A 21,885-nucleotide genomic window follows, 5' to 3' on the forward strand; every position below is an offset into this window, starting at 1 on the left:
AATCAGGCTACCTCGAAAGCGGCTTTGACGAGCCGTTCGGTGTAGGCGGTCTTGGGATTGGTGAGAACTTCGTTGACGGGCCCCTCTTCCATGATCTTGCCATGCTGCATGACAATCACCCGGTGGCAGAGGGCACGCACGACCTTGAGATCGTGCGAAATGAAGAGATAGCTGAGGCCGCGCTCGTCCTGCAGCTTGCGTAGCAGTTCGATGATCTGCGCCTGGACCGAGAGGTCGAGCGCTGACGTCGGCTCATCAAGCAGGATGAATTCCGGCTCCAGCGCGATGGCGCGGGCAATTGCGATACGCTGGCGCTGTCCGCCCGAAAATTCATGCGGAAAGCGCGACAGGATATTGCCCGGCATGCCTGCCGCGATCAGCGCCTCGCGCACACGGTCCAGCCGCTCGGCCTTGGTCGCGCCGAGCTTGTTGACCACAAGCCCTTCCTCGATGATCTGGCCGATCGTCATGCGCGGGTTGAGCGATGAGAACGGGTCCTGGAACACGATCTGCATGCGTGAGCGCAGCGGCCGCATCTCGGTGCGCGACTTGCCGTGGATCGGCTGGCGATCGAAATAGATCTCGCCATTGTCGGCGTCGTTCAACCTGAGCAGCGCCTGCCCGAAGGTGGTCTTGCCGGAGCCGGATTCGCCAACGAGGCCAAGCGTTTCGTGCTTGCGCAGCGTCAGCCCCAGGCTGTCGACAGCCACGAGCTCCTTGAGCTCCGGCTTGAAGAAGCTGCCGTGGCGCATCATGAAGGACACGCGCACGCCCTTGGCGTCGAGGATGACCTCGGAGCCCTCCGGCAGCGGGTTGGCCTGGCCGCGCGGCTCGGAGCTCAGGAGATGCTTGGTGTAGCTGTGCTGCGGATTGGCGAAGAGCTTTTCCGTCGTGTTGTGCTCGCGCATTTCGCCGTGTTGCATCACGTAAACGTAGTCGGAGAACTGCCGGACGACGGTGAGGTCGTGGGTGATCAGGATCACCGCCATCCGCATTTCCTTCTGCAGGTTGCGGATGAGGTTGAGGATCTGCGCCTGGACGGTCACGTCGAGTGCGGTGGTCGGCTCGTCGGCGATGAGCACATCCGGCTCGTTGGAGAGCGCCATGGCGATCATCACGCGCTGGCGCTGGCCGCCGGACAGCTGGTGCGGATACTGCTTCAGGCGCGCTTCGGGATCGGGGATCTGCACCTGCTTCAGCAGTTCGAGCGCGCGCGCTTCCGCCTGCTTCTTGCTCACCTTGCGGTGCACGCGGATCGCTTCGACAATCTGGCTGCCGATCGTGTAGATCGGGTTCAGCGAGCTCATCGGCTCCTGGAAGATCATCGAAATCCGGTCGCCGCGCAGCTTGCGGCGCTCGCGCTCGGGATATTTCAGGATGTTGGCGCCGTCATAGTCGACGGTCGATTTCGGCGCGACGACGGCGCGCTTCGACAGAAGCCCCATGACGGTGCGGGCCGTCACGGACTTTCCGGAGCCGGATTCGCCGACGATGGCTATGGTTTCCCCGCGATAGAGCTGGAAGGAGATATCCTTCACTGCCTCCACGGTGCCATGCTCGACCTTGAAGTTGACGCCGATGTTGCGGGCGTCGATGACCGGGCTTTCCGTGTGCGCATCGTGATCGAAGCGGACGGGCGGGGCAAACGAGTTGACGAGTGCGAGAGCCATGTTCTTCACCTCAATCAATAGGGATCGACCGCATCGCGCAGACCGTCGCCGAGCGCGTTGAACGCGAAGACAGTGACGAGCACGAAGCCGACGGGGGCGAGGATCCAGGGATAGGTGCCGATCACCGAATAGTTGGCGGTGTCCTGCAGCATCAGTCCCCAGGAAATCAGCGGCGGCTTCACGGCGAAGCCGAGGAAACCGAGGAAAGATTCGAGCAGCACGACGCTCGGGATGTGCAGCGTGACGGCAACGATGACGTGGCTCATCACATTCGGGAAGATGTGCTGGAAGATGATGCGCCGGTCGGTGGCGCCGACTGCCATGGCCGCACGGACGTAATCGATGCGGGCGAGCGCCAGCGTCTTGCCGCGCACCTCGCGCGACATCTGCGCCCAGCCGAGCGCCGACATGACGACGATGACGAAGGCGAGGAAGACATTGGTCGGCGCCGTCACCGGGATCAGCGAGGTCAGCGCCAGATAGAGCGGCAGCTGCGGAAAGGCGAGCACGATCTCCACGAAGCGCTGTACCCAGGCATCGAACGAGCCGCCGAAGTAGCCGGAGACCATGCCGACGGTCGTGCCGATGACGGTGACGATGAAGACGACAGTCAGCGCGATGGTGAGCGAGATGCGCGAGCCGATGATGGCGCGCGAGAGAACGTCACGGCCGAATTTGTCGGTGCCGAGGAAGTGCACCGGCTGGCCATCGACGGAGCCGAAGAAGTGGCGGTCGGTTGGGATCAGGCCGAGAAGGTTGTATTCCGAGCCCTTGACGAAGAAGCCGAGTACGCGCGGATTGTCGTAATCGGGGCCGACGATCGGCTGGAACGTGACCGGATCGAGCTCCTCGGATTCGCCGAGTGCATAGACGCGCGGCGGATAAGTGAGATTGCCGTCCTTGTCGTGGAAGCTCACCATTTGTGGCGGCGCGAAGCCGGTATCGGTGGCCTTGGGATCCATCGGCGCGAAGAAATCGGCGAACACGGCCATCAGGAGTAGCAGGCCGACGAGCACAAGGCCCATCATGCCGGTCCAGGAACGGCGCAGGCGCCGCCAGACCAGCGACAGATAGCTTTCATTGCCGTTATGCAGACCCTTGACGGTCTCTTCGTGCGGCGGCGGGGGAGCGGAATCGAAGGCGAGCATATCAGGCTCCTCCGTACTGGCGGACGCGCGGGTCCAGCATGGCAAGCAGCATGTCGGCGATGATGTTGCCGACGATCAGCGTCGCCGAAAGAACCATCATGAAGGTGGCGGTGACATAGACGTCGCCGATCGCCATGGAACCGACGATCGCAGGGCCGACTGTCGGTAGCGAGAAGATGATCGCCGTCTCGATTTCGCCGGTGAGCATGTAGGGAAGCACGACGCCCTGGTACATGACGAGCGGGTGGAGCGCATTGGGCACGGCATGGCGCATCACGACCGCGCTGCCTGACAGGCCCTTGGCGCGGGCCGTCTCGACATATTGCGCGTTCAGCGTGTCGAGCAGATTGCCGCGCATGACGCGCATGTTGTAGGCGAGGCCGCCGAAGGTGGCGATGGCCACGACCGGCCAGACGTGGCTGACGAGGTCGACGAATTTCGCCCAGGACCACGGCGCTCCGCCATATTGCGGCGAGAAGAAGCTGCCGATTTCAGAGACGTTGAACTGGAAGACGAGGAGGTAGACGATAATCAGCGCCATCAGGAAGCGCGGCACCGTCATGCCGAGGAAGGAGACGCCCGAGAGCAGGCTGTCGATCCAGCTGTACTGACGGGTGGCCGCCCAGATGCCGAAGCCGATGCCGAGAACCGACGCGAAGATGTGACAGACAAGCGCAAGCAGCAGCGTGCGCGGCAGGCGCTCGGCCACGACGTCGGCGACCGGCTTGTTGTAGAACATGCTGTAGCCGAAATCGCCTTGGGTGACGATGCCCTTGATCCAGGCGAAATACTGGATGACCATCGGCTGGTCGAGGCCATGGGCGACACGGTAGGCCTGGGCCTGCGCGTCGGCGGCTTCGAAGGACGCGCCGCTCTGGTTGATCAGCTGCGACCGGATATAGTCGGCATAGTCGCCCGGCGGAGCCTGGATGATCGCGAAGGTCACGATGCTCAGGATGATCAGGACGGGGATGGCGGACGCTATGCGCACGAGCAGGAAGCGTAACATCGGGCTCGTTTCTCCTTGCTGCCAGTCGCGCCTTTCGGTGCGGCCGGCTTGTTGATCTTGCCCGGCCGCGCATCACGCGCGGCCGGTCCGTTTCTTCGGGAGGAGAACTTAGTTGATCGGACCCTTTTCGCCGGGCTTGCCGGGCAGCTGCTCGGGGAACAGCTCGTACTTGCCCTGCTTGTCGGCGGCCACCCACAGGCGTTCGCGGATGACGGAGTCTTCAGCCCAGTTGAACATGAAGATCGGAGTACCAGCCGGCACGTTCGAGAAGCGCTTGTTGATGATCAGCGCACCCGGATATTCCGTGAGCCCGACGGTATCGACGTTTTCGGTCGCGACCTTCTGGTACTGCTTCATCAGCTCGACGCGCTCGTTGTTGTCCTGGCTCGTCTGGAACTTGGTGACGATATCCACGAGCTTTTCCTCGTAGGGCATCAGGTCGACCTTGCCGTCCTTGCCGGCACGGTGCTGCCAGCTGGTGCGCGGACCGACAGGAGCAAGCTGCTCCGTGTTCTGCACCACGGAAGCCAATTCCGGCGAGCTGCGCTGGATCAACCAATCGAAGCGGCCGCCGTAATGCGCGTCGTCACGCTTCGGACCGTCGAGGGCGTTCAGGATAACCTTGATGCCCAGCTTCTCCATCTGGCCGACGACGCCTTCGGCAAGGCTCTTGTCGGTAGCGTAGCCGTTGTTGACCAGAAGCACGATCTCGACGTTCTTGCCGCCTTCGGTCGATGCCGGGAAGTTCACGAAGCCGTCGCCGTCGGTATCCTTCAGGCCGACCTTTTCAAGCAGCGCCTTGGCACCCTTGAGGTCGAACGGATAATAGACCACCGAATTGCGATCATAGAAGCTCGTGCCCGAGGAAAGTCCACCCGGATAGATCGCCGTGAACGGACCCTTGACGAGCGAGTCGCCGATCGCCTTGCGATCGAGAGCCATGGTGACCGCCTTGCGGAAGTCCTCGTTGCGGTTCAGCTCGCGGATCGCCTGGCTGCGCCCATCCGGTTCGCCCCAGCCATTGGCCGAGAAGTTCATGCGCAGATTGTAGCCGATCAGGCGCGGGCCGAAGGCGAGACGAGCGGGTGCCGTCTTTTCGGCGGCGCGCTTGAGAGACGCCACGAAGTTTTCCGGCTGCTCGAGGTTCGAGATGTCGCCAGAGCCGGCAACGGCCTGCACGTCGCGGTCCGCCCAGGTGGAGAGCTTGTAGTGCAACTCATTGAGGTAAGGCAGCTGGTTGCCCTTCTCGTCGACCTTCCAATAGTAGGGGTTGCGGCGCATCACGATAATATCGTCGGGACGATACTCGACCGGCACCCAGCCACCCATGACAGGCATGTTCATGTACTCAGGCGGAAAAGCGTTCTTGAACTGGTCGTAGGTGTTCTTCGAATATTTCGGATGCTGGGGCTTCAGGATATGCGACGGGCCCGGGCAGAAATTCGGGTAGGCCATCGTGTAGAGATACTGCTTCGGGAACGCTTCCTTGAAGGTCCATTCGACGGTGTAGTCGTCGATCTTCTTCAGTGTGGTACCCTCGCCAAAGGCCTCGGGCGAAGCGCCGCCGCCAAGCGGCGAGACGTTTGGATCGACGACTTCGTCTTCCCAGTAGAACATGATGTCGTCGGCGTTGAAGGCAACGCCGTCAGACCACTTGGCGCCTTCGATCAGATGCATGGTCAGCTTGTGACCATCAGCCGACCATTCCCAGCCCTTGGCGAGGTTCGGAAGGGGCTCGGTGTCCTTGGCTTCGACCTGGAAGAGCGGTGCGGTGCGCGTCAGGCATTCGGAAAGGCCGATGTCGATGCCGCCCCAGCCTTGCGTCTGGCCGGCGCCGTAGTTCCAGCCCTCAGGCCGGCCGCCGATGACGTGGCGCAGCGTGTCGCCATAGACGCCGATGCCATCGACCATGTTGTCAGTCTTGAAGACCAGCGGCTCCTTGGGGAGACGGTCCTTGACGGGGGGAAGCTTGCCGGTATCGACAAAGTTCTTCTTCACCCAATCCGGCTCGTTATACGAGGGAAGCGCCTTGAACTCCTCAATGGAGTCTCTCGATACGTAATTGATCTTGCCTTCCGCCGGAAACTGCGGCGGAACGGGCGGTGTCGTCGGCTCGGAGGCGTAGGCGCTCAAAGCCTGGACCGAGACGCTCAGCGCCAGTCCGGCCAGAATACCAAGGTTGCGGTAATGTCTCATCGTCTCTCCCTTTTGTATCGGGACGCTTGTCGGCTGCCCCGGTTCTCCTCAACGATCCGGAAACGGGCTTGCAGCGATGGCGTCCCCTCCTTGGAACCCCATCGCCACCCGTCCTCCGGGGAAACTTACACGGCCTGCTTGAGCGCCGCCTTCTCGGCGCGGAGCTCGTCGATCGAGCGGACGTTGCGGCGTGCCGCACCCGCCCATTCGCGGGTCTTTACCGTCGACTTCGCCAGACGTTCCTTGGCCGCCGGGACCGCATCCGCATATTGCGGCAACCAGCGTGCCTGGGCGACGACCATCTCATCTACCATCTGCCATACCTCTTCCGGCGTCGCCACCGCGCCGACCAGCGGGTCGTGGAGGACGGCGAGCTTCAGGAGATCGATGTCGCCGCTGATGGCGGCATGAACCGACATGCGCTGGACGTTGATCGAGGCCATGCAGGTCGCGGCACAGGCTTCCGGAATGGTGATGCCGGAGACCATGTTGATGCCGAAGCGATCGACGAAGCCGGGCGACTCGATGATCGCATCCGAAGGCAGGTTGGTGATCACGCCGTTGTTCTTGAGGTTGAAGTGACCGCGATAGACGCGGCCCGTTTCCAGCGCCTCAAGAATGTGGCTGGCGTGCTCGTTGGAGCGCTTGGCCGGATCGATCGGTTTTTCGGCCGAAGCGAGGAACTGCGGGAACTCCGTCTCGAACCAGTTACGGGTTTCCGTGGAGTGGCGCAGATAGCCGCCGGTTTCGCCGTGGATCCAGTCGGACATGTCGATCCACTTGGTGATTTCATCCGGCCGCTTGCGGTACCAGGGCAGGTATTCCGAGAGGTGGCCGTTGCTCTCCGTCGAATAGACGCCGAAGCGCTTCAGGACGTCGATGCGCAGCTTTTCCTGCTGCGAGAACACCGGATGCGCCTCGAAGGCGGCAACCAGCTCATCCTTGCCGATCTTGCGACCGTTGAGCTTCAGGTCGACGAACCAGGTCTGGTGGTTGATGCCAGAGCAGATGTAGTCGAGCTCGGAGACAGACTTCGCGCCGAGCACCTCGGCGATCTGTTCGGCGCCGTGCTGGACGCCGTGGCAGAGCCCGACGGTATCCACCTTGCCGTATTCGATCGCGGCCCAGGTGTTCATAGCCATCGGGTTCGCGTAGTTCAGGAACTTGGCGCCCGGCTCGGCGACTTCGCGGATATCCTTGCAGAAGTCGAGGATGACGGGGATGTTACGCTGGCCGTAGAGAATGCCGCCGGCACAGATCGTGTCACCAACACACTGGTCGATGCCGTATTTCAGCGGAATTCTGATATCGTCGGCATAGGCTTCGAGACCGCCGACGCGCACGCAGCTGATGATGTAGCGTGCGCCGGTCAACGCTTCGCGACGGTTGGTCGTCGCCGTCACCTTGGTCGGCAGCTTGTTCGATGCAACAATCGTGTCGAGGATCTGCTTGATCATCTGCAGATTGTGCTCGCTCATATCCGTGAGCGCGAACTCGATGTCCCGGAACTCCGGAACGCACAGAATGTCGGTGAACAGCTTTTTCGTGAAGCCGACGCTGCCTGCGCCGATGATAGCGATTTTGAAACTCATGATCCTAGCCTCGATGCGATTAGAATGCCGGGATTGGATAACAGGAAGAAGAATAGGCCGCGGACTTGCGTCCGACGCCGAAAAAGGCCAGAAATCCGGCTAATTCTCCTCCCCGCCGCTCCTCAAGCCCGGCGGTGTTCTCTCTCTTGGGGCGGATTATGCGTAAAAAATTCTGGGCCGCCAGAGAAGGATTATGCTTTCATGGGTAATTCTGTGCTGCAGGATTTGATCGATCGCGGACCGTCCATGCGCACGGTTTCGCTGCCGCGCGGCCGACAATCCCTGCACACCATGCCGACAAGCACCGGTTACGAGGTGCGCGAGAATGCCACCTATGACTGGGACGGCCGCAAGCGCGGACAGACACCTTTTACGGTATTGCAGCATACGATCAGCGGCGCTGGCAATCTGCGCTACGAGAATCGCGAGTTGCGAGTCAAGGAGGGCGAGACGCTGCTGGTGCTGGTACCCCACAATCACCGCTACTGGCTGGAGGATGGCGATCGCTGGGAATTCTTCTGGATCTCGATGAACGGCGAGGAAGCGCTGCGCATCCATCGCTCTATCCTCGCTGTCACCGGCCCGATCTTGAAGCTACAGCCGCAGACGATCGAGCATCTTGCCGATTGCAGCCTGCGGCTTATCACCGGCGGCGAAACGCCGGGGCTGGCATCCTCCATCGCCTATGAGGCGGCGATGGCGCTTTATGACGACGTGTTCGGTTCGCATCCGGTGTTCAGCGAGGAATACCGGACGATGCAGCACGTGATCGACTACATCACCGACAATCTGGAAAAGCCGCTACCGGTGGAAGACCTTGCAAGGGTGGCAGGCCTCAGCCGCGCGCATTTTTCGCGCATGTTCGCCGCCAACGAAGGCCTGCCGCCGGCCGAATATGTGCTGCAGAAGCGGCTGAAACGGGCCGTCAAGCTTTTGACGAAGACCGCCCACATGCCGGTCAAGGAAGTGGCGATCCGCTCCGGCTTCGAGGATGCAAACTACTTCTCCAAGGTGTTCCGTCGCGTCTACGGCACCAACCCGACCGAGTTTCGCACGACGGGCATGTATGCCAGCGTGGGCAAGACACGCTGATAGCCGTAGATACCGCGAGGAAGATCAGTCCGCGGGCTTTTCCGGCGCGGCGCCATGATCGGCGTCCGAGGGCGCCGACGGGGATGGCAGCGGCCGCGACCCGACATAATAAGCACAGCCGCCAATCACCAAGGCGACGAACAACGCGAGCCATATGCCCGGGCTTGCCGCGAGATAGAACACCACATAACCGCCGGCCATGCCGGTGAGCGCCATGGCCTTGGCGCGCATCGATATGGCGCCCTGGTCACGCCAGGCCCGCAGCGTCGGGCCGAACGTCCGGTGGTTCAGCACCCAGGCTTCGAGGCGCGGCGACGAGCGGGTGAAGCACCAGACGGCAAGGATCAGGAAGATCGTCGTCGGCATCAGCGGCAGCAGCGCACCGATAAAGGCGAGGACCAGCATCAATATGCCAAGGACGAAATATCCTGCACGCAGAGTATAGGCGGTGACGCGGCCGGGTTTCACAGACATCTTCCGGTTTATAGAGGGCTGGATATCCCTTTCACGACACTGTCGCGGAATGCAAGGGCATAGCCGTCTTTCTGGTGCCCGGCACTATTCCGCCGCCTCTCGCAACGTCAACGGTTCGATATGGTGAAGCTGGTCGGCATTGGGGAACAGATTGTGCCGCAGACCGACCAACGCCATCAGGACCTTGCGCACCGCCGCCGATGACCTGACAGGGGCGCGAACGGTATCGATCGCCGCATCCACCGCCTGCAAAAGCGAAGAGGCTGGCTTCGTCTCGGCCCTGCGACGTCTTTCCATATAGAAGGATGCAACCGCATCGAGGACCTCGTCCACGGCTGCGCGTTGATCGGCGAGAAGCAGACCCTTGTACCCCTGCAGATCGACGACGCTGGTGCCGACCCGCATGTCCTTCAGCATATCCGCCTGGATGACGGCGGAACCCTCCGCGATAGAGGCGAGACGGGGCGCCATCAGCGAGAGCCGGTCGAGCATGGTATAAAGGAGGGCCTGGGGATCGCGCTTCTGCGACTTGCGCGCCACCGAAGCGATATCCGTCCACGCCGCCTTCAAGAGCCTGCGCGCACTCCACTCGGCACCGACCGAGCGAACCACGGCGGCAATGCCGATCGCCATCAGCGTTCCGAGGATGGTCGAGAGATTGGCGTTCAGGAAGGAGGCGAGATCGAAGCTCGGCCGCGATTGCAGGGTCAGCATGGTCGGGATGTTGGCGGACAGGGCCATGCCGAGCAGAAAGGTGGATGGCCGGGCGATCAGCACGCCGAGCGGCAGGAAGAGGAAGCTCAGCGCCAGCACCAGTGAGGAAAATCCGCTGAGAACGGGCATGACCGCGAAGACGAAGACAAAACTCAAAACGACCGCCACCATGCTGAAGATAGTGAACTTTCGGATCATCGGCGTCGGGTTGTCCATCGCGGCGAAGAAGCAGATGAGAATGCCCGCGATGACGGGCGCGCCGGCGCCGCTGCTCCAGCCTGTCATGATCCAGAAGACCGTTCCAAGCACGATGGCCAGCGCCGCCGCGAAGCCGGAGAAGAGCGCCATGCCATAGTCTTTATGAGTTGGGCGCGCGGTTGCCTGCGCGAGACCTGACGAATGCATCTTCCGGGCGGATCGTGATCCCGAGGCAATATCCTTTCGCAAGCCTGCGCACTCGTTCCAAATCTGCAAGAGGTCCCGCAGGCGAGCGACGAAGTCCAACAGGAGGAGATCCTGCCATCGGCTTGAGGACTTCGCTTCGGTCTCAAGCTCCTGAAGTGGCGCCACGAACTCGCTGAAGCGGTCCGCCGACATCGGCTCTTTCGTCCGCATCCACTCATCCGCACCGGCAATGAGCTTCGTTACCGCGGATGTGTGCTCATAGCCCGTCCTAGCGAGCTCGGCATCCACATCAACAAGACCGGAAACCACGGGAAGCAGTGTGATCATCAGCCCCTGAAGTTCACGCGAAGCACCGACGAGATCGCTGTGGCTCGAGGTGTCGTAAGACACATGGGTCGTGAACATTCTGATATCGGCGGCCTCGGCCGCAAGACGGCGGGAAGTGCGGACAAGCGTCGCGTCCTCGGGGCGTCTGTCGAGTGCTGCCGTTATCAGGACGGACGCATCCCTCAGCCAGGCATCAATACGCGCTGTCAGTACCGGCCCGGCATGGCGCGGGAAAACCACTCTGTTGATGATTGCCGCGCAGATGATGGCCACGAAAATCTCGATGACGCGCGAAGTGGTATAGGTGAAGACCGTCGCCGGATTGTCGACCAGCGGAAAGCTGGTCAGCGCAGTCGTATAGCCGGCCAGCATGAAGCCGTAGCTGCGCGGCGTGCGGTCGAGCAGGCTGATCGCAAGGCAGAAGGCGACCCATAGCGCGATCGCTAGGGTCAGCAATTCCGGCGCATTGACGAGATTGGGCACGAGCACGATGCTCATCGCCCCGCCCGCCGCCGTGCCGACCAGACGGTAGACCGCCTTGGACGTGCTTGCGCCCGATAGCGGATGCGCGACGATATAGACAGTGGTGACAGCCCAATAGGGGTTGGGCAGGTCAAAGCACAAGGCGATGAACAGCGCCAGCATGGCTGCGATGAACGTCTTTATCGAGAAAACCATGTCCCACGTATCGGGGAGCCAGGTGAGCTTCTTGCTTGCCATGAAAAACCGGAGGGGAGCGCAGCCGCTCGTCATGAATTAGATCGCCTACGTACTATTTGCATACGAATTAAAATAAAACAATATGCTTTACTGCGCGACCGCGCGCCTTTAGCGCTCTTTCAACGAAGGCCGGCGCGGGGAGGACGAACAGCATGACAAAGCAGACGAAACCCTTGAGCCGCAGGGCGGCGGTCACGTCCAGTATGCTGCAGGCGGGAAGCATCTGGAAGCGGATGGCGGAAAAGGCGCTGGCCGAAGATGGAATTTCGGCGTCACGCGCCAACCTCCTGCTCCTTGTCAGCCGCTCAGGCGGCGGTGTTCGCCAAGTGCAGCTTGCCGACAGCCTGGGGCTCGCCAGCCAATCGCTGGTCCGCCTGCTGGACGAACTGACGGCCAGCGGCCATATCGAGCGCAGGGACGATCCCGATGACAGGCGCGCCAAGACCATATGGCTGACGCGAGACGGACAGGAACTGGCCGATCGCGTCGAACGCGTCATCGCGTCATTGCGCGATCGAGTGCTTCGCAACGTCGAGGACGCGGACATCGAGGCCGCCTACCGTGTTCTCGATGCCATCGTACGGGCAAGTGGCGAAAATTCTACTAATGATTGAGCGCAAGAAGAATTGATACAAAACCGTCACAAATAAAGAGCAGGAAACCACCAATAACGAATACTCTCCTCAACTATTGCTGTCATTATTGCAACAGCAAGCGAATCAAATGAAAATTTCTAGTCAATACATCATTTTGAATACGCACATTTTATTTGCCTGAATATTTGGACTGCTATAAAAGACATTACAAATAAAAAATACTACCCCGGAAACGCCCTTCAAGTTACCTGCAGCATGATGATGTCAGGATTGAAGAAGATGAAGGCCGCAACCACGAGTATCGATCCGAGGGACCGTAAGATACTATCTGTATCGCGTATCCTAGGTTATGCGTTCGCATTTATGCTGATCTTCATCATCGCGATGGCGATGATCCCCAACCAGTTCTTCATCGTCTCGACACGGGCGGTGATCAACGCACCGGTGCAGATGATCGCCTCGCCCATCTACGGCAGAGTGGACAAGATTTCTCTGCAGGTCGGCCAGGTCGTCAATCTCGGCGACGTCATGGCGACGGTTTCGAATCCGAACCAGGATCAGACATCGCTGACCGGGCTCAGGCTTGAGAAGCTGGATCTGACCGAAAAGCTCAACAACACGACGAGCGTGGCAGCCGAGCGCACCGAGCAGCTGAACAAGGTCAAGTCGCAGATCGACAGCGTCAAGGCCGGCGTGCTGAGCGAGTTATCGGCGGTGATCGTCAATTCCGAATTCAATGTGCAAAACTATCAGGCCCGCCTCGCCGAACAGGACGCGCTGCTGCAGCGCCAGCAGACGCTGCTGAAAAAAGGCCTGATCTCGGATACGAGCCTTGAGCCGCAGCGCCAGAAGCGCAATGCGGCCCAGGCCGAACTTGATTCCGCCAAGGGCGAGCTGCGCCGCAACGAGATCGTCCAGTCGCTTGTCGGCCGCGACATCTATACCGGCGGTACCGTTGCCGCGAACCTGCTGACGCTTGAGATGCAGCGCACGAAGCTCGCCGGCGACATCGCCGAGGATAATATCGAAATCAACCAGATGACCGAGCGCAAGCAGCAGGTCGAAAACCTGATCTCGCGCGAAGAAGGACGCCTCGGCAAGACCGGCGCGGCCGAAGTCACCGCCGAGCGCCACGGCCAGATCGTCAGCGTCGATGCATCCTTCGGCGATTTCGTCATGCAGGGCCAGCCTGTCGCCAAGTCACTCGACTGCACCGAGGCTTTTGCGGCCGCCGTCTATCGAAGCCGCGATGTGACCGCGCTCGAGATCGGCACGCCGGCGATGGTCAACTTCCGCAGCCTGGGCGTCAAGCGCAGCGGCCACATCTACAAGATCGTCCGGTACTTCAACTCCGGCCCGGAAAACCGCTATTTCGCGAAATTCCCCGAGGCCGAGGGGCATGAGGTCTATGTTCTCGTCAAGATCGACGAGCCGACCGCCCAGGACGGCAGCGTGGCCCAGCAGAACAACGACAAGTTCTTCGGATGCCATGTCGGCGAGGATGTCATTGTCTCACTCGGCGAGACGATCACCTCGCGTATCGCGCGGTACTCGATGGCTGTCGTTGCCGGGCTGACATCGCCGGCAAGCATTCTCTCGGCTTCCACATCGCTGGACAAGGGCACCGGCCCGCGGCTGCCGGCCAACAAGACTGCGACACCCTGAAAAACCAAGCTGAACGTTTGTCTGCGTATCGCGAGGGGCGAAAATGAAGGGCATGAACTCGTCAATGCGTGAGGTTTGGCGCGCGGTGGTCGCATCACTCCTTGCCACCGTACTGTTTGCAGCAATAGTCGACGCCGCGCGTGCCGATGATGCAGGCAACAAGCAGCTCGCCTGCTCGATGTGCGACGCGCTGGCCGCGAAGATGACGGGCGAGCCGGAGCAGCCCTTCGTCTTTCGCAGTTTCGAGCCGGCCAATGGCGGCTCGGCGCTGCATCCGTCGCTGGAAAACACCGGCTTCACCTACGACAATGCGCTTGCGATGATGGCGCTTTACGGCTGCCAGCGCACCGCCGAAGCCCGCCGTGTTGCCGATGCGCTGGTGGTCGCGCTCGAGACCGACCGCCACTACCACGACGGACGCCTGCGCAACGCCTATCGCTCGGGCGCGGTCATTCCTGGCAAGGAAGGCATGCTGCTTCCCGGCTATTGGAGCACGGCCAGCAATTCCTGGATCGAGGACGGCTACCAGGTCGGCACGGCCACCGGCAGCACGGCCTGGGGCGCGCTTGCCCTGCTGATGGCCTATGAGGAGACCAACCAGCAGGCCTATCTCGACTCCGCCCGCAAGATCATGGATTGGATCCACCGCAGCACGGCCGACCCGAAGAATGTCGGCTATCTCGGCGGCTTCTTCGGCCACGAGCCGACACCCGAGCGGATGACCTGGAAGTCGACGGAGCATAATCTCGACGTCTACGCCGCCGATAGCTGGCTCGCCCGGCTGGACGCGGGTGGCGACTGGACGCATCAGGGCGACAGCGCACTGCAGTTTCTCAAGGCTATGTGGAACGAGCCGGAAGGCCGCTTCTATATCGGCAGCGTGCCCGACGGCAATGCACCGAATGTGGGCATGTCGGGCCTTGATGCCGAACTCTGGCCATTGATCGCTGTTCCGGACTTCAAGTCCAAGGCCGATCGCGTGATGGAATGGACGGATCTCAACCACGGAGTGGAAGGCGGCTACGACTTCAACAACGACCGCGATGGTGTCTGGCTGGAAGGCACGGCGCAGGCGGCGCTCGTGCTTCGCGAGACCGGCCACCCCGAGAAGGCCGAGCCGCTTTTTGCCACCATCGCCAAGCAGCGCGAGCCCGGCGGCCTCGTCTACGCCACGGAAAACGAACAGCTGACGACGGGCCTGCAGGTCGGGCCGAACTCCGCGCCCGGCGACTTCAAATACTACCGACTGCCGCATATCGGCGCGACCGGCTGGGCCGTTCTCGCCGCTCTCGACATCAACCCCTTCGTCGGCCGCAAGGGCCAAGCGACGGCCAGTAGCAAGGATGGTCCATGTCCCCCGAAGTAGTCACCTTGTCGGACTCGATTCTCTTCTCACTGCTGGCGATCGCGCTGATCGTGGGCTGTGCCTGGCTGCTGGACGCCAATCGCGGCAAGGACCGCGTCATCTTCGGCACGATCCTGGTGGTCATGCTCCTGAACTATCTGTATTTCCGCATCACAAAGACCTTGCCGGATTTCGAGTGGAGCGCCTACGCGGTCTGGCCCCGCTTTTATCTCGGCTTCGAAGTGGTCGTTATTTTCTACACGGTGCTTTCGATCGTCTTTTTCTTCAAGCGGACCGACCACAGCGGCGCGGCCGACGCCAGCGAAGCGCTAATCGCGCAGCATTCCCGCCACCCGGCCGTCGATGTCTTCATCTGCACCTACAACGAAGAGCTTTCCATTCTGGAGCGCACCATCCTGGCCGCCAAGGCGATCGACTACAGCAATTTCACAGTCTGGGTGCTGGATGACGGGCGCCGCGACTGGCTTCAGGATTACTGCAACGAGGTCGGCGTGCGCTATCTGCGCCGAAACGACAATGTCGGCGCCAAGGGTGGCAACATCAACAATGCGGTCAGGCGCTCGGCCGAGGACACCAACGCGCCCTTCATCCTCATTCTCGATGCCGACTTCGCACCGCAGCGCGGCATCTTGAAACGAACAGTGGGCCAGTTCATCGACACCGAAATCGGCCTGATCCAGACGCCGCAGTTCTATTACAACGCCGATCCCGTGCAGCATAACCTGCTGGCCTCGAAGGCATGGGTCGACGACCAGCGCATCTTCTTCGACGTCATGCAGCCCTCCAAGGATGGATGGGGTGCAGCCTTCTGCGTCGGCACATCCTGTATCGTCCGCCGTGATGCGCTCGATCTCATCGGTGGCATGCCGCAGGAAACGGTGACTGAGGATATCCACCTCACCTATCGCCTGATGCAGAAGGGCCTGAAGACGCGCTGGCTCAATGAACGCCTCAGCGTCGGTCTTTCGGCCGAAAGCCTCTCCGGTTACATTACACAACGCTGCCGCTGGTGTCTGGGCACGATCCAGGTCGCGCTCTTGAAGGATGGCCCGTTTCTCGGCCGTGGCTACACGCTGATGCAGCGACTGCACTATTTCCACGGCCTGCTCTTCTGGTTCTGCCGACCCTTCATCCTGCTGCTGATGGCCGCCCCCCTGCTCTTCTACTTCCTTGGCCTGCCCGCTATTCTGATGGAGCCGGAGGCGTTCTTCCTCTATGCGCTGCCGATGGTTGCCGGCATGTGGACGTTCCATTCCTGGGTTTCCGGACGGCGCAGCCTGCCGCTTTTCACCGAGGTGTCGCAGATGGTTTCGGCCATTCCGATCACCATCGCCCTTATTCACGCCCTTTTCCACCCCTTCGGCCGCCCATTCAAGGTCACAGCCAAGGGCGAGGATCGCGGGCGTGTGGAAGTGCTCTACCCGATCGCCGCGACGTTCTTCGCCATCATCGTGCTGACCTTTATCGGCATGCTCAACGGGCCGTTGCTCGGCACCTATAACGATCTCGACGGCTTCAGCGTCGCCTGGGGCATGGTTGTCATGGTCTACGCCTTCGTGTCCATGCTCGTCTGTATCGAACTCCCTCGCCCGCCCCTTGAGAAACTCGAGCTTGCGCTTGCCCGCGAGGGCCAGGTCGCCGGCGGCGGGAAGGCCGCTCCCTGCATGATCGATACGATCTCGGTCGATACGGCCAAGATCACGATGCGCGAGGAAAACGCGCTCAGCCAGATGCGCCTTGGCGACATCCTGATCTTCGCACCCTTCGACAATTTCGACGTCGCCGGGCAGATCACCAGCATGGATCGGGCGAATTCGGGCCTGTCACTCGCGATTGTCGCCATCAGGGACCGGCGCGACGATTATGAGATCAAGAAGGGCGCCGAGGACATCCGGCGCAAGATGGTGCAGCGCATGTTCAGCGAAATGCCGGAGGTGATGCCTGCACGCGCCTATCCTGTGCTCGCCGTCCAGGGGCTGATGCAGCGCATGTTCGCACGGCCCGCGGTTCTGGTCGGCGACATCGAGCCCTATACGCTGAATGGACGCGAAGCGCCGCGCAAGTTCCACAAGCCGCGCTTCTTCTCGCCGAAGGTTCCGCTGCTGCAACTTGGCGGTGGCGCCACTCCGCCGGCGGCGGCCGAGTGATGCGGCCCTATTGACGCAAAGAAAAATGCCGGGCCTCCTGGAGGTCCGGCATCTTTGTCAGCGGGTAGCTGTTGGGCCGAAGCGGTTCAGCGCCAGCCCAGGGCGGGCGCGACGTGCTTCAATATCTGCTCGACCACATGAGCGTTGTAGTCAACGCCCAGCTGATTGGGGACGGTCAGCAGCAAGGTGTCGGCCTCGGCGATTGCCTCATCCTTGGCCAGCTGCTTCACGAGCGCATCGGGCTCGGCGGCATAGCTGCGGCCGAAGATCGCCCGCGTCTTCTCGTCGATAAAGCCGATCTTGTCGTCGCCTTCCCCGCTGCGGCCGAAATAGGCCCGGTCGCGATCGTCCACCAGCGCGAAGATGCTGCGGCTCACCGATACGCGCGGCGTGCGCGTGTGGCCGGCTTCCTTCCAGGCTTCGCGGTAAGCGCGGATCTGAGCGGCCTGCTGCACATGGAAAGGCTCGCCGGTCTCATCGTCCTTCAGCGTCGAGCTCTGCAGGTTCATCCCAAGCTTGGCCGCCCAGACGGCGGTCGCATTCGAGCCGGAGCCCCACCAGATACGCTCGCGCAGCCCCTCGGAGTGCGGCTCCAGACGCAGCATGCCGGGCGGATTGGGGAACATCGGACGCGGGTTCGGCTGAGCGAAACCTTCGCCGCGCAGAACATCGAGCAGAACTTCCGCATGGCGACGGCCGATATCTGCATCAGACCCGCCCTCGGGCGGCTGATAGCCGAAGTAGCGCCAGCCGTCGATCACCTGCTCCGGCGAGCCGCGACTGATGCCAAGCTGCAAACGCCCGCCTGAGATCAGGTCGGCGGCGCCCGCATCCTCGGCCATGTAGAGTGGGTTTTCGTAGCGCATATCGATGACGCCGGTGCCGATCTCGATACGGCTGGTCTTGGCGCCGACTGCGGCAAGCAAGGGGAACGGCGAGGCGAGCTGGCGGGCGAAGTGGTGAGCGCGGAAATAAGCGCCGTCGGCCCCAAGCTCCTCAACAGCAACCGCAAGATCGATGGACTGGAGAAGCGCGTCGCCCGCCGAGCGTGTCCCGGATTGCGGCGACGGTGTCCAATGTCCGAACGAGAGGAAACCGATTTTCTTCATAATGTACACCGTGGAAGCGTGATTGACGAATTCATGCTTCATCGCACAGTTCCGGCCGTGGATACAGCGGTCCAGGTGTGACCACAGTGTCAACGCATCATCGCATCGAGCGGCAGTTTCACGTCGATGAATATGGCCCAGAATCGAAAAAGCCTGCCGCGGGAGGAGGTGCGGCAGGCTTTCGAAAAGAACCGAACAACAGCTGGGAGGAGGAGTGCTGTTGTTCCTCAGACGACCCTGGGAGGAGGAGTGGGGCGCCTGAACCACGAAGCTCTGCGGGAGGAGGTGCATCGCTTCGTTGAAATTGACTATATCCAATTCCTGTTCATTTTCTAGGCATCATTGTGCAGTGCAGCTATGCGTCCGGCGCATGGAATAAAATTTGACCTCCATGTGAGGTAATTTGCGGGCCAAAACGCGGAAACGCCCGCTACGATCGAGCGGGCGTTTCCGGACTTCAATGGGTTTTCGAAAGACTTAGAGCGCTACCGAAGCGCGCGCCACAGCGCGGATGTCGCCGCGGTCGATGCCGAGGTCGTTCAGTTCGCGGTTGCTCATGCGGCCAAGTTCAGTGACGGTCTGACGGTACTTGCGCCAGTTGTTCAGGCTGCGTGCTACGTTCATGATGATCCCCTTTCCTGAGGTTCGTTTGACGTCAGCAACCTTGATTGGCTCCGGCGTCGTTTGATGTCGCTAATATAGGTGCTTCTTTCTGAGCAAAACAGCGACAATGCATCACGCCACCCATGCATGAAATGCAGAGGTCAACCTATCGGCGATAAAAGAGAGCTACGCCCTGAAGCGATCGAAGGCCGTCAGGCGCCGGATTGGCGGATCGGCGTCCGGCCAGCGGTAGATATCCGACCGGAGAAAAGCGAGCTCATCCTCGAGCGCTTCCTCATCCACCTCGACCCACCAGGACTTCGGACGACCGTCGCTGCCGTCGGACCAGCGATAGCCGCGCGCCTTCAGGTGATCCTTCATGTCGAAGGGGCTGTTTTCGGCATAGATGCGGATGCGCGCGTGTTGGCTGGCCGCATAGAGTTCCGAAAACGCGGTGCCGGCGCCCGCATTCTGGCAAAGCACTTCGAGCAATGCGAAACAATCGTCGACGGCGCGATGGCCGTCGTGGAAATAACCCGCCTGGCCTACAAGGTAGCCAAGCTTCGTCCCCTCGAAGCCACGGGCCGACCAGTCGATCTCCGCGTTGGAGCAGGCCCAGGCCTTGCCGGCGAAAATCTGCGAGAAGGCCTCGCAGAACGGCCGGTCGAAGCCGGCATTGTGGGCGATGATCAGGTCGGCGGGCTCGATCAGGGCTTTCAAAGCCCCGAGATCGATCTCCTGGCCCGCGACCATCGCATCGGTGATGCCGGTCAGCTTGGTGATCTCTGAAGGTATCATCACCGTCGGCTGCTGCATGCCACCATAAACACCGGTCACGTCGCCGATATTGCCATCGTGGTCGAAGCTGAAAGCGATGACGCCGATCTCGATGATCTCATCCTTGCGATGGCTGAGACCGGTGGTTTCGGTATCGAGGATGACGCCACGGAGCGGAAAGCCGGGGCGCGGCGTTGCTGCGACGGCGCGTGGCTCGAGCTTCTTCAAGATTCGGTAGCGACCTGTTTCAAGCAGGCAATCGACCATGCCCTGTTCGCTGACATCGCTTGGAGGCTGCCTCTTCAGCGATACTTTGCGCGCTGCTTGTCCGGAGGCCTGGCTTGCGCCGCCCGAGAACATGTCGAACTGTTCTGCCATTATCTCTGATCTCTGCCGTCGTCCCCGTTCCGCCGCCGCAGCGAGCGAATCGAGTGGGTATACCCATAAAAACAATGGGGAAATCGAGCCGGTCGGCAAGGATAATCGGCAACCGGAGAGGGCCAGCGCCGGCAAGGCCCATATACGCTGTGGACAAAACGAGGGGCTTGGCCGCTCCCTGAGGGTCAGCAACGAAGCAGGAAACTACTCCGCGACGAGCCCGCTTCGTCTCAGAAGCGACAGCAGTAGCAGCGGGATCAGCGTCGTCAGGACGACAGTAACGAAGGCCATCGCCATGCCGAGACCGATCGATCCCTGCTCGAATTGCCGCCAGATGAAGACCGAGATCGTCTGCATGCCGACGGGCGCGACAAGGATCGACGCAACCAGTTCGCGGGTGGCAACCGCGAAGACGAGCAGCATCGCCGTAACGAGGCTCGGCGCGATCAGCGGCAACAGGATGCGGCGAAACGCGGTGAAGGCACCGGCGCCGCAGACGCGCGCAGCGGCTTCGAGATTGTCGCCGATCTGGTGCAGCGCCGCGGTGGTGTAGCGCATCGGCTGCGGCAGCAGGATACAGCAGTAGGCGAGAAGCAGGATAAGCGGCGTGTTGTAGGGCGTGATCGGCAGCACCGGCTGGTTCCACGCCAGGATGAGCCCGACCGCGACCACCACGCCGGGCAAAGCGTTCGGCAGGGCCGTCAAAAGATCGAGCATCATGCGGCCGCGGAACCGGGTTTTTGCCACCGCGTAGGCCGAGACGGCACCGAGGATGCCGGTCAGCAAAGCCGTGCCCAGTCCGAGCGCGAAGCTGTTGCCGAGCGCCCGCAACGCGCCGGCGCTGTTATCGGCGATCGCGGCGAAATTGGAGAGGCCGAGGTTGCTGACCGCTAGGCCGCCGGAGATCGTGTTCGACAGCGCGGTGGCCAGGATCGCCAGAAGCGGAATCACGGTGGCAAGCGTCGTCACGAGGCCGAAAAGCAGGAGAACCGGAATGGTGAGGATTCCAAGCGGACGTTTGTCCTTGGCCTGCGGCTTGCCGCCCGTCGTCACATAGGAGCGGCGCGCGAGGATCCAGCGCTGCGCCATAAAGGCGGCAAGCGACAGGATTACCAGCATCAGCGAGAAGACAGCGGCGCCGGCAAGGTCGATGGGCCAGTCGGAAATGCGCAGATCTATCTCGGTCACCAGCACATCGAAACCCGACCGCCGCCCAAGTGCCGCCGGCGTACCATATTCCTCGATCGCCGCAGCGAAGACCAGAAGCAGGCTGGCGGCCAGCCCCGGCGTCGAAAGCGGCAGCGTGATGCGCCAGAAGGCGCGCCAGGAAGAAGCGCCGAACACACGGCCTACATCGGCATAACGCGCTCCGACAGCTTCGATGGTGCGCGAGACCGCGAAATAGACCAATGGAAACGTGTTGAGCGCCATCACCGTCGTCATTCCCGCCAGGGAAAACAGGAAGGGCGCGAGGTGAACGCCGGTCAGCTGTTGCAGATAGCCACGCGGCTGCAGCGTCATGATCCAGCCCAGCGTCGCGATATAGGGCGGGATCATGAAGGGAACGAGCAGCGCCACGTCCCAGAAGATAGCAAAGGGCACCTTGAACAAGGCGCGAAAGACGGCAAGCGGCACGGCCAACAAGGCGGCCGCGAGCATGACGCAGATGCCGAGAATGACCGAATTGCCACCCATCCGCAGAAGCTTGGGATCGGACAGCATCTCGGGAAGGTGCAGGAACGGGGCGGCGAGAGAACTCCGCCCCAGTTCAGGGAAAATCGCCTGGAGGACGATGAAGACGAACGGCACGGCCACGACGACAATCAAACCCGATGTCGCCACCCATGCTATCGGCCCGGTGCCGGCTGCGCCGTTCGCTTTCATGCTCTTCAGTCTC

16 protein-coding genes are annotated in these 21,885 nt (G+C 61.5%); 5 read left to right on the forward strand and 11 right to left on the reverse strand.

Annotated elements, in window-relative coordinates:
* Positions 1 to 2: 2 nt before the first annotated feature.
* The 5 genes from ACCD05_RS03575 to ACCD05_RS03595 form a co-directional block, all read right to left on the reverse strand.
* Positions 3 to 1,670 (reverse strand): ABC transporter ATP-binding protein, encoded by a 1,668-nt coding sequence (locus tag ACCD05_RS03575; protein ID WP_026282706.1) that lies wholly within the window; start codon positions 1,668 to 1,670, stop codon positions 3 to 5.
* 14 nt (positions 1,671 to 1,684) lie between these two features.
* Positions 1,685 to 2,818 carry an ABC transporter permease gene (locus ACCD05_RS03580; protein WP_111560628.1) on the reverse strand — a complete coding sequence of 378 codons (1,134 nt, stop codon included), beginning with the start codon at positions 2,816 to 2,818 and terminating at the stop codon, positions 1,685 to 1,687.
* Between the two features lies 1 nt (position 2,819).
* The gene (locus ACCD05_RS03585; protein ID WP_018896863.1) at positions 2,820 to 3,827 is read right to left on the reverse strand and encodes an ABC transporter permease; all 1,008 of its coding nucleotides are present in this window, start codon (positions 3,825 to 3,827) and stop codon (positions 2,820 to 2,822) included.
* Between the two features lie 108 nt (positions 3,828 to 3,935).
* A complete protein-coding gene (locus ACCD05_RS03590) occupies positions 3,936 to 6,023 on the reverse strand; it encodes an ABC transporter substrate-binding protein (RefSeq protein WP_112988773.1) in 2,088 nt (695 codons plus the stop codon).
* A gap of 125 nt (positions 6,024 to 6,148) precedes the next feature.
* Positions 6,149 to 7,615 carry an alpha-glucosidase/alpha-galactosidase gene (locus ACCD05_RS03595; RefSeq protein ID WP_047504373.1) on the reverse strand — a complete coding sequence of 489 codons (1,467 nt, stop codon included), beginning with the start codon at positions 7,613 to 7,615 and terminating at the stop codon, positions 6,149 to 6,151.
* 201 nt (positions 7,616 to 7,816) lie between these two features.
* Between ACCD05_RS03595 and ACCD05_RS03600 the strand changes: the two genes are divergently transcribed.
* The gene (locus ACCD05_RS03600) at positions 7,817 to 8,707 is read left to right on the forward strand and encodes an AraC family transcriptional regulator (RefSeq protein ID WP_112950599.1); all 891 of its coding nucleotides are present in this window, start codon (positions 7,817 to 7,819) and stop codon (positions 8,705 to 8,707) included.
* Positions 8,708 to 8,731: 24 nt separating this feature from the next.
* Here the strand turns inward: ACCD05_RS03600 and ACCD05_RS03605 are convergent, their stop codons facing one another.
* Both ACCD05_RS03605 and ACCD05_RS03610 read right to left on the reverse strand, forming a co-directional pair.
* Positions 8,732 to 9,181 carry a YbaN family protein gene (locus ACCD05_RS03605; RefSeq protein ID WP_112950600.1) on the reverse strand — a complete coding sequence of 150 codons (450 nt, stop codon included), beginning with the start codon at positions 9,179 to 9,181 and terminating at the stop codon, positions 8,732 to 8,734.
* A gap of 84 nt (positions 9,182 to 9,265) precedes the next feature.
* On the reverse strand, positions 9,266 to 11,347 hold the full coding sequence (locus ACCD05_RS03610) for an FUSC family protein (protein ID WP_112988794.1): 2,082 nt from the start codon (positions 11,345 to 11,347) through the stop codon (positions 9,266 to 9,268).
* Positions 11,348 to 11,499: 152 nt separating this feature from the next.
* On the opposite strand from ACCD05_RS03610, the gene ACCD05_RS03615 reads away from it, so the two are divergent.
* From ACCD05_RS03615 to ACCD05_RS03630, 4 genes are all read left to right on the forward strand, one after another.
* Positions 11,500 to 11,961 carry a MarR family transcriptional regulator gene (locus ACCD05_RS03615; protein ID WP_112950601.1) on the forward strand — a complete coding sequence of 154 codons (462 nt, stop codon included), beginning with the start codon at positions 11,500 to 11,502 and terminating at the stop codon, positions 11,959 to 11,961.
* A gap of 345 nt (positions 11,962 to 12,306) precedes the next feature.
* A complete protein-coding gene (locus tag ACCD05_RS03620; RefSeq protein ID WP_247750443.1) occupies positions 12,307 to 13,608 on the forward strand; it encodes an HlyD family secretion protein in 1,302 nt (433 codons plus the stop codon).
* A 64-nt stretch (positions 13,609 to 13,672) separates the two neighbouring features.
* Complete coding sequence (locus ACCD05_RS03625; protein WP_413391160.1) at positions 13,673 to 14,974, forward strand: hypothetical protein; 1,302 nt, start codon at positions 13,673 to 13,675, stop codon at positions 14,972 to 14,974.
* Entirely contained in the window at positions 14,959 to 17,121 is a 2,163-nt protein-coding gene (locus tag ACCD05_RS03630) for a glycosyltransferase (RefSeq protein WP_112435284.1), read from the forward strand. Before ACCD05_RS03625 ends, ACCD05_RS03630 begins: the two co-directional genes overlap by 16 nt.
* Positions 17,122 to 17,207: 86 nt before the next feature.
* Here ACCD05_RS03630 and ACCD05_RS03635 read toward each other — a convergent pair whose 3' ends face one another.
* The 4 genes from ACCD05_RS03635 to ACCD05_RS03650 all read right to left on the reverse strand — a co-directional run bounded on the left by ACCD05_RS03635 (position 17,208) and on the right by ACCD05_RS03650 (position 21,872).
* A complete protein-coding gene (locus tag ACCD05_RS03635) occupies positions 17,208 to 18,230 on the reverse strand; it encodes an LLM class flavin-dependent oxidoreductase (protein ID WP_112435316.1) in 1,023 nt (340 codons plus the stop codon).
* Positions 18,231 to 18,707: 477 nt separating this feature from the next.
* Positions 18,708 to 18,854: a DUF1127 domain-containing protein gene (locus ACCD05_RS03640; protein ID WP_018896851.1), complete on the reverse strand. Its 147-nt coding sequence runs from the start codon at positions 18,852 to 18,854 to the stop codon at positions 18,708 to 18,710.
* 165 nt (positions 18,855 to 19,019) lie between these two features.
* The gene (locus ACCD05_RS03645) at positions 19,020 to 19,988 is read right to left on the reverse strand and encodes a 3'-5' exonuclease (RefSeq protein ID WP_112435286.1); all 969 of its coding nucleotides are present in this window, start codon (positions 19,986 to 19,988) and stop codon (positions 19,020 to 19,022) included.
* Positions 19,989 to 20,192: 204 nt separating this feature from the next.
* Complete coding sequence (locus ACCD05_RS03650) at positions 20,193 to 21,872, reverse strand: ABC transporter permease (RefSeq protein ID WP_112435287.1); 1,680 nt, start codon at positions 21,870 to 21,872, stop codon at positions 20,193 to 20,195.
* Positions 21,873 to 21,885 lie beyond the last annotated feature (13 nt).

The organism is Rhizobium sp. Rhizsp42 (genome assembly GCF_047304155.1).
GTDB lineage: Bacteria > Pseudomonadota > Alphaproteobacteria > Rhizobiales > Rhizobiaceae > Rhizobium.

What these genes read in the sequence shown, in the direction of transcription:
- ACCD05_RS03605 (WP_112950600.1), bottom strand. Translation starts at nt 9,181, where the DNA reads ATGTCTGTGAAACCCGGCCGCGTCACCGCCTATACTCTGCGTGCAGGA.
- ACCD05_RS03575 (WP_026282706.1), bottom strand. Translation starts at nt 1,670, where the DNA reads ATGGCTCTCGCACTCGTCAACTCGTTTGCCCCGCCCGTCCGCTTCGAT.
- ACCD05_RS03635 (WP_112435316.1), bottom strand. Translation starts at nt 18,230, where the DNA reads ATGAAGAAAATCGGTTTCCTCTCGTTCGGACATTGGACACCGTCGCCG.
- ACCD05_RS03620 (WP_247750443.1), top strand. Translation starts at nt 12,307, where the DNA reads ATGCTGATCTTCATCATCGCGATGGCGATGATCCCCAACCAGTTCTTC.
- ACCD05_RS03610 (WP_112988794.1), bottom strand. Translation starts at nt 11,347, where the DNA reads ATGGCAAGCAAGAAGCTCACCTGGCTCCCCGATACGTGGGACATGGTT.
- ACCD05_RS03595 (WP_047504373.1), bottom strand. Translation starts at nt 7,615, where the DNA reads ATGAGTTTCAAAATCGCTATCATCGGCGCAGGCAGCGTCGGCTTCACG.
- ACCD05_RS03600 (WP_112950599.1), top strand. Translation starts at nt 7,817, where the DNA reads ATGGGTAATTCTGTGCTGCAGGATTTGATCGATCGCGGACCGTCCATG.
- ACCD05_RS03615 (WP_112950601.1), top strand. Translation starts at nt 11,500, where the DNA reads ATGACAAAGCAGACGAAACCCTTGAGCCGCAGGGCGGCGGTCACGTCC.
- ACCD05_RS03630 (WP_112435284.1), top strand. Translation starts at nt 14,959, where the DNA reads ATGTCCCCCGAAGTAGTCACCTTGTCGGACTCGATTCTCTTCTCACTG.
- ACCD05_RS03580 (WP_111560628.1), bottom strand. Translation starts at nt 2,818, where the DNA reads ATGCTCGCCTTCGATTCCGCTCCCCCGCCGCCGCACGAAGAGACCGTC.
- ACCD05_RS03585 (WP_018896863.1), bottom strand. Translation starts at nt 3,827, where the DNA reads ATGTTACGCTTCCTGCTCGTGCGCATAGCGTCCGCCATCCCCGTCCTG.
- ACCD05_RS03590 (WP_112988773.1), bottom strand. Translation starts at nt 6,023, where the DNA reads ATGAGACATTACCGCAACCTTGGTATTCTGGCCGGACTGGCGCTGAGC.
- ACCD05_RS03650 (WP_112435287.1), bottom strand. Translation starts at nt 21,872, where the DNA reads ATGAAAGCGAACGGCGCAGCCGGCACCGGGCCGATAGCATGGGTGGCG.
- ACCD05_RS03645 (WP_112435286.1), bottom strand. Translation starts at nt 19,988, where the DNA reads ATGGCAGAACAGTTCGACATGTTCTCGGGCGGCGCAAGCCAGGCCTCC.
- ACCD05_RS03625 (WP_413391160.1), top strand. Translation starts at nt 13,673, where the DNA reads ATGCGTGAGGTTTGGCGCGCGGTGGTCGCATCACTCCTTGCCACCGTA.
- ACCD05_RS03640 (WP_018896851.1), bottom strand. Translation starts at nt 18,854, where the DNA reads ATGAACGTAGCACGCAGCCTGAACAACTGGCGCAAGTACCGTCAGACC.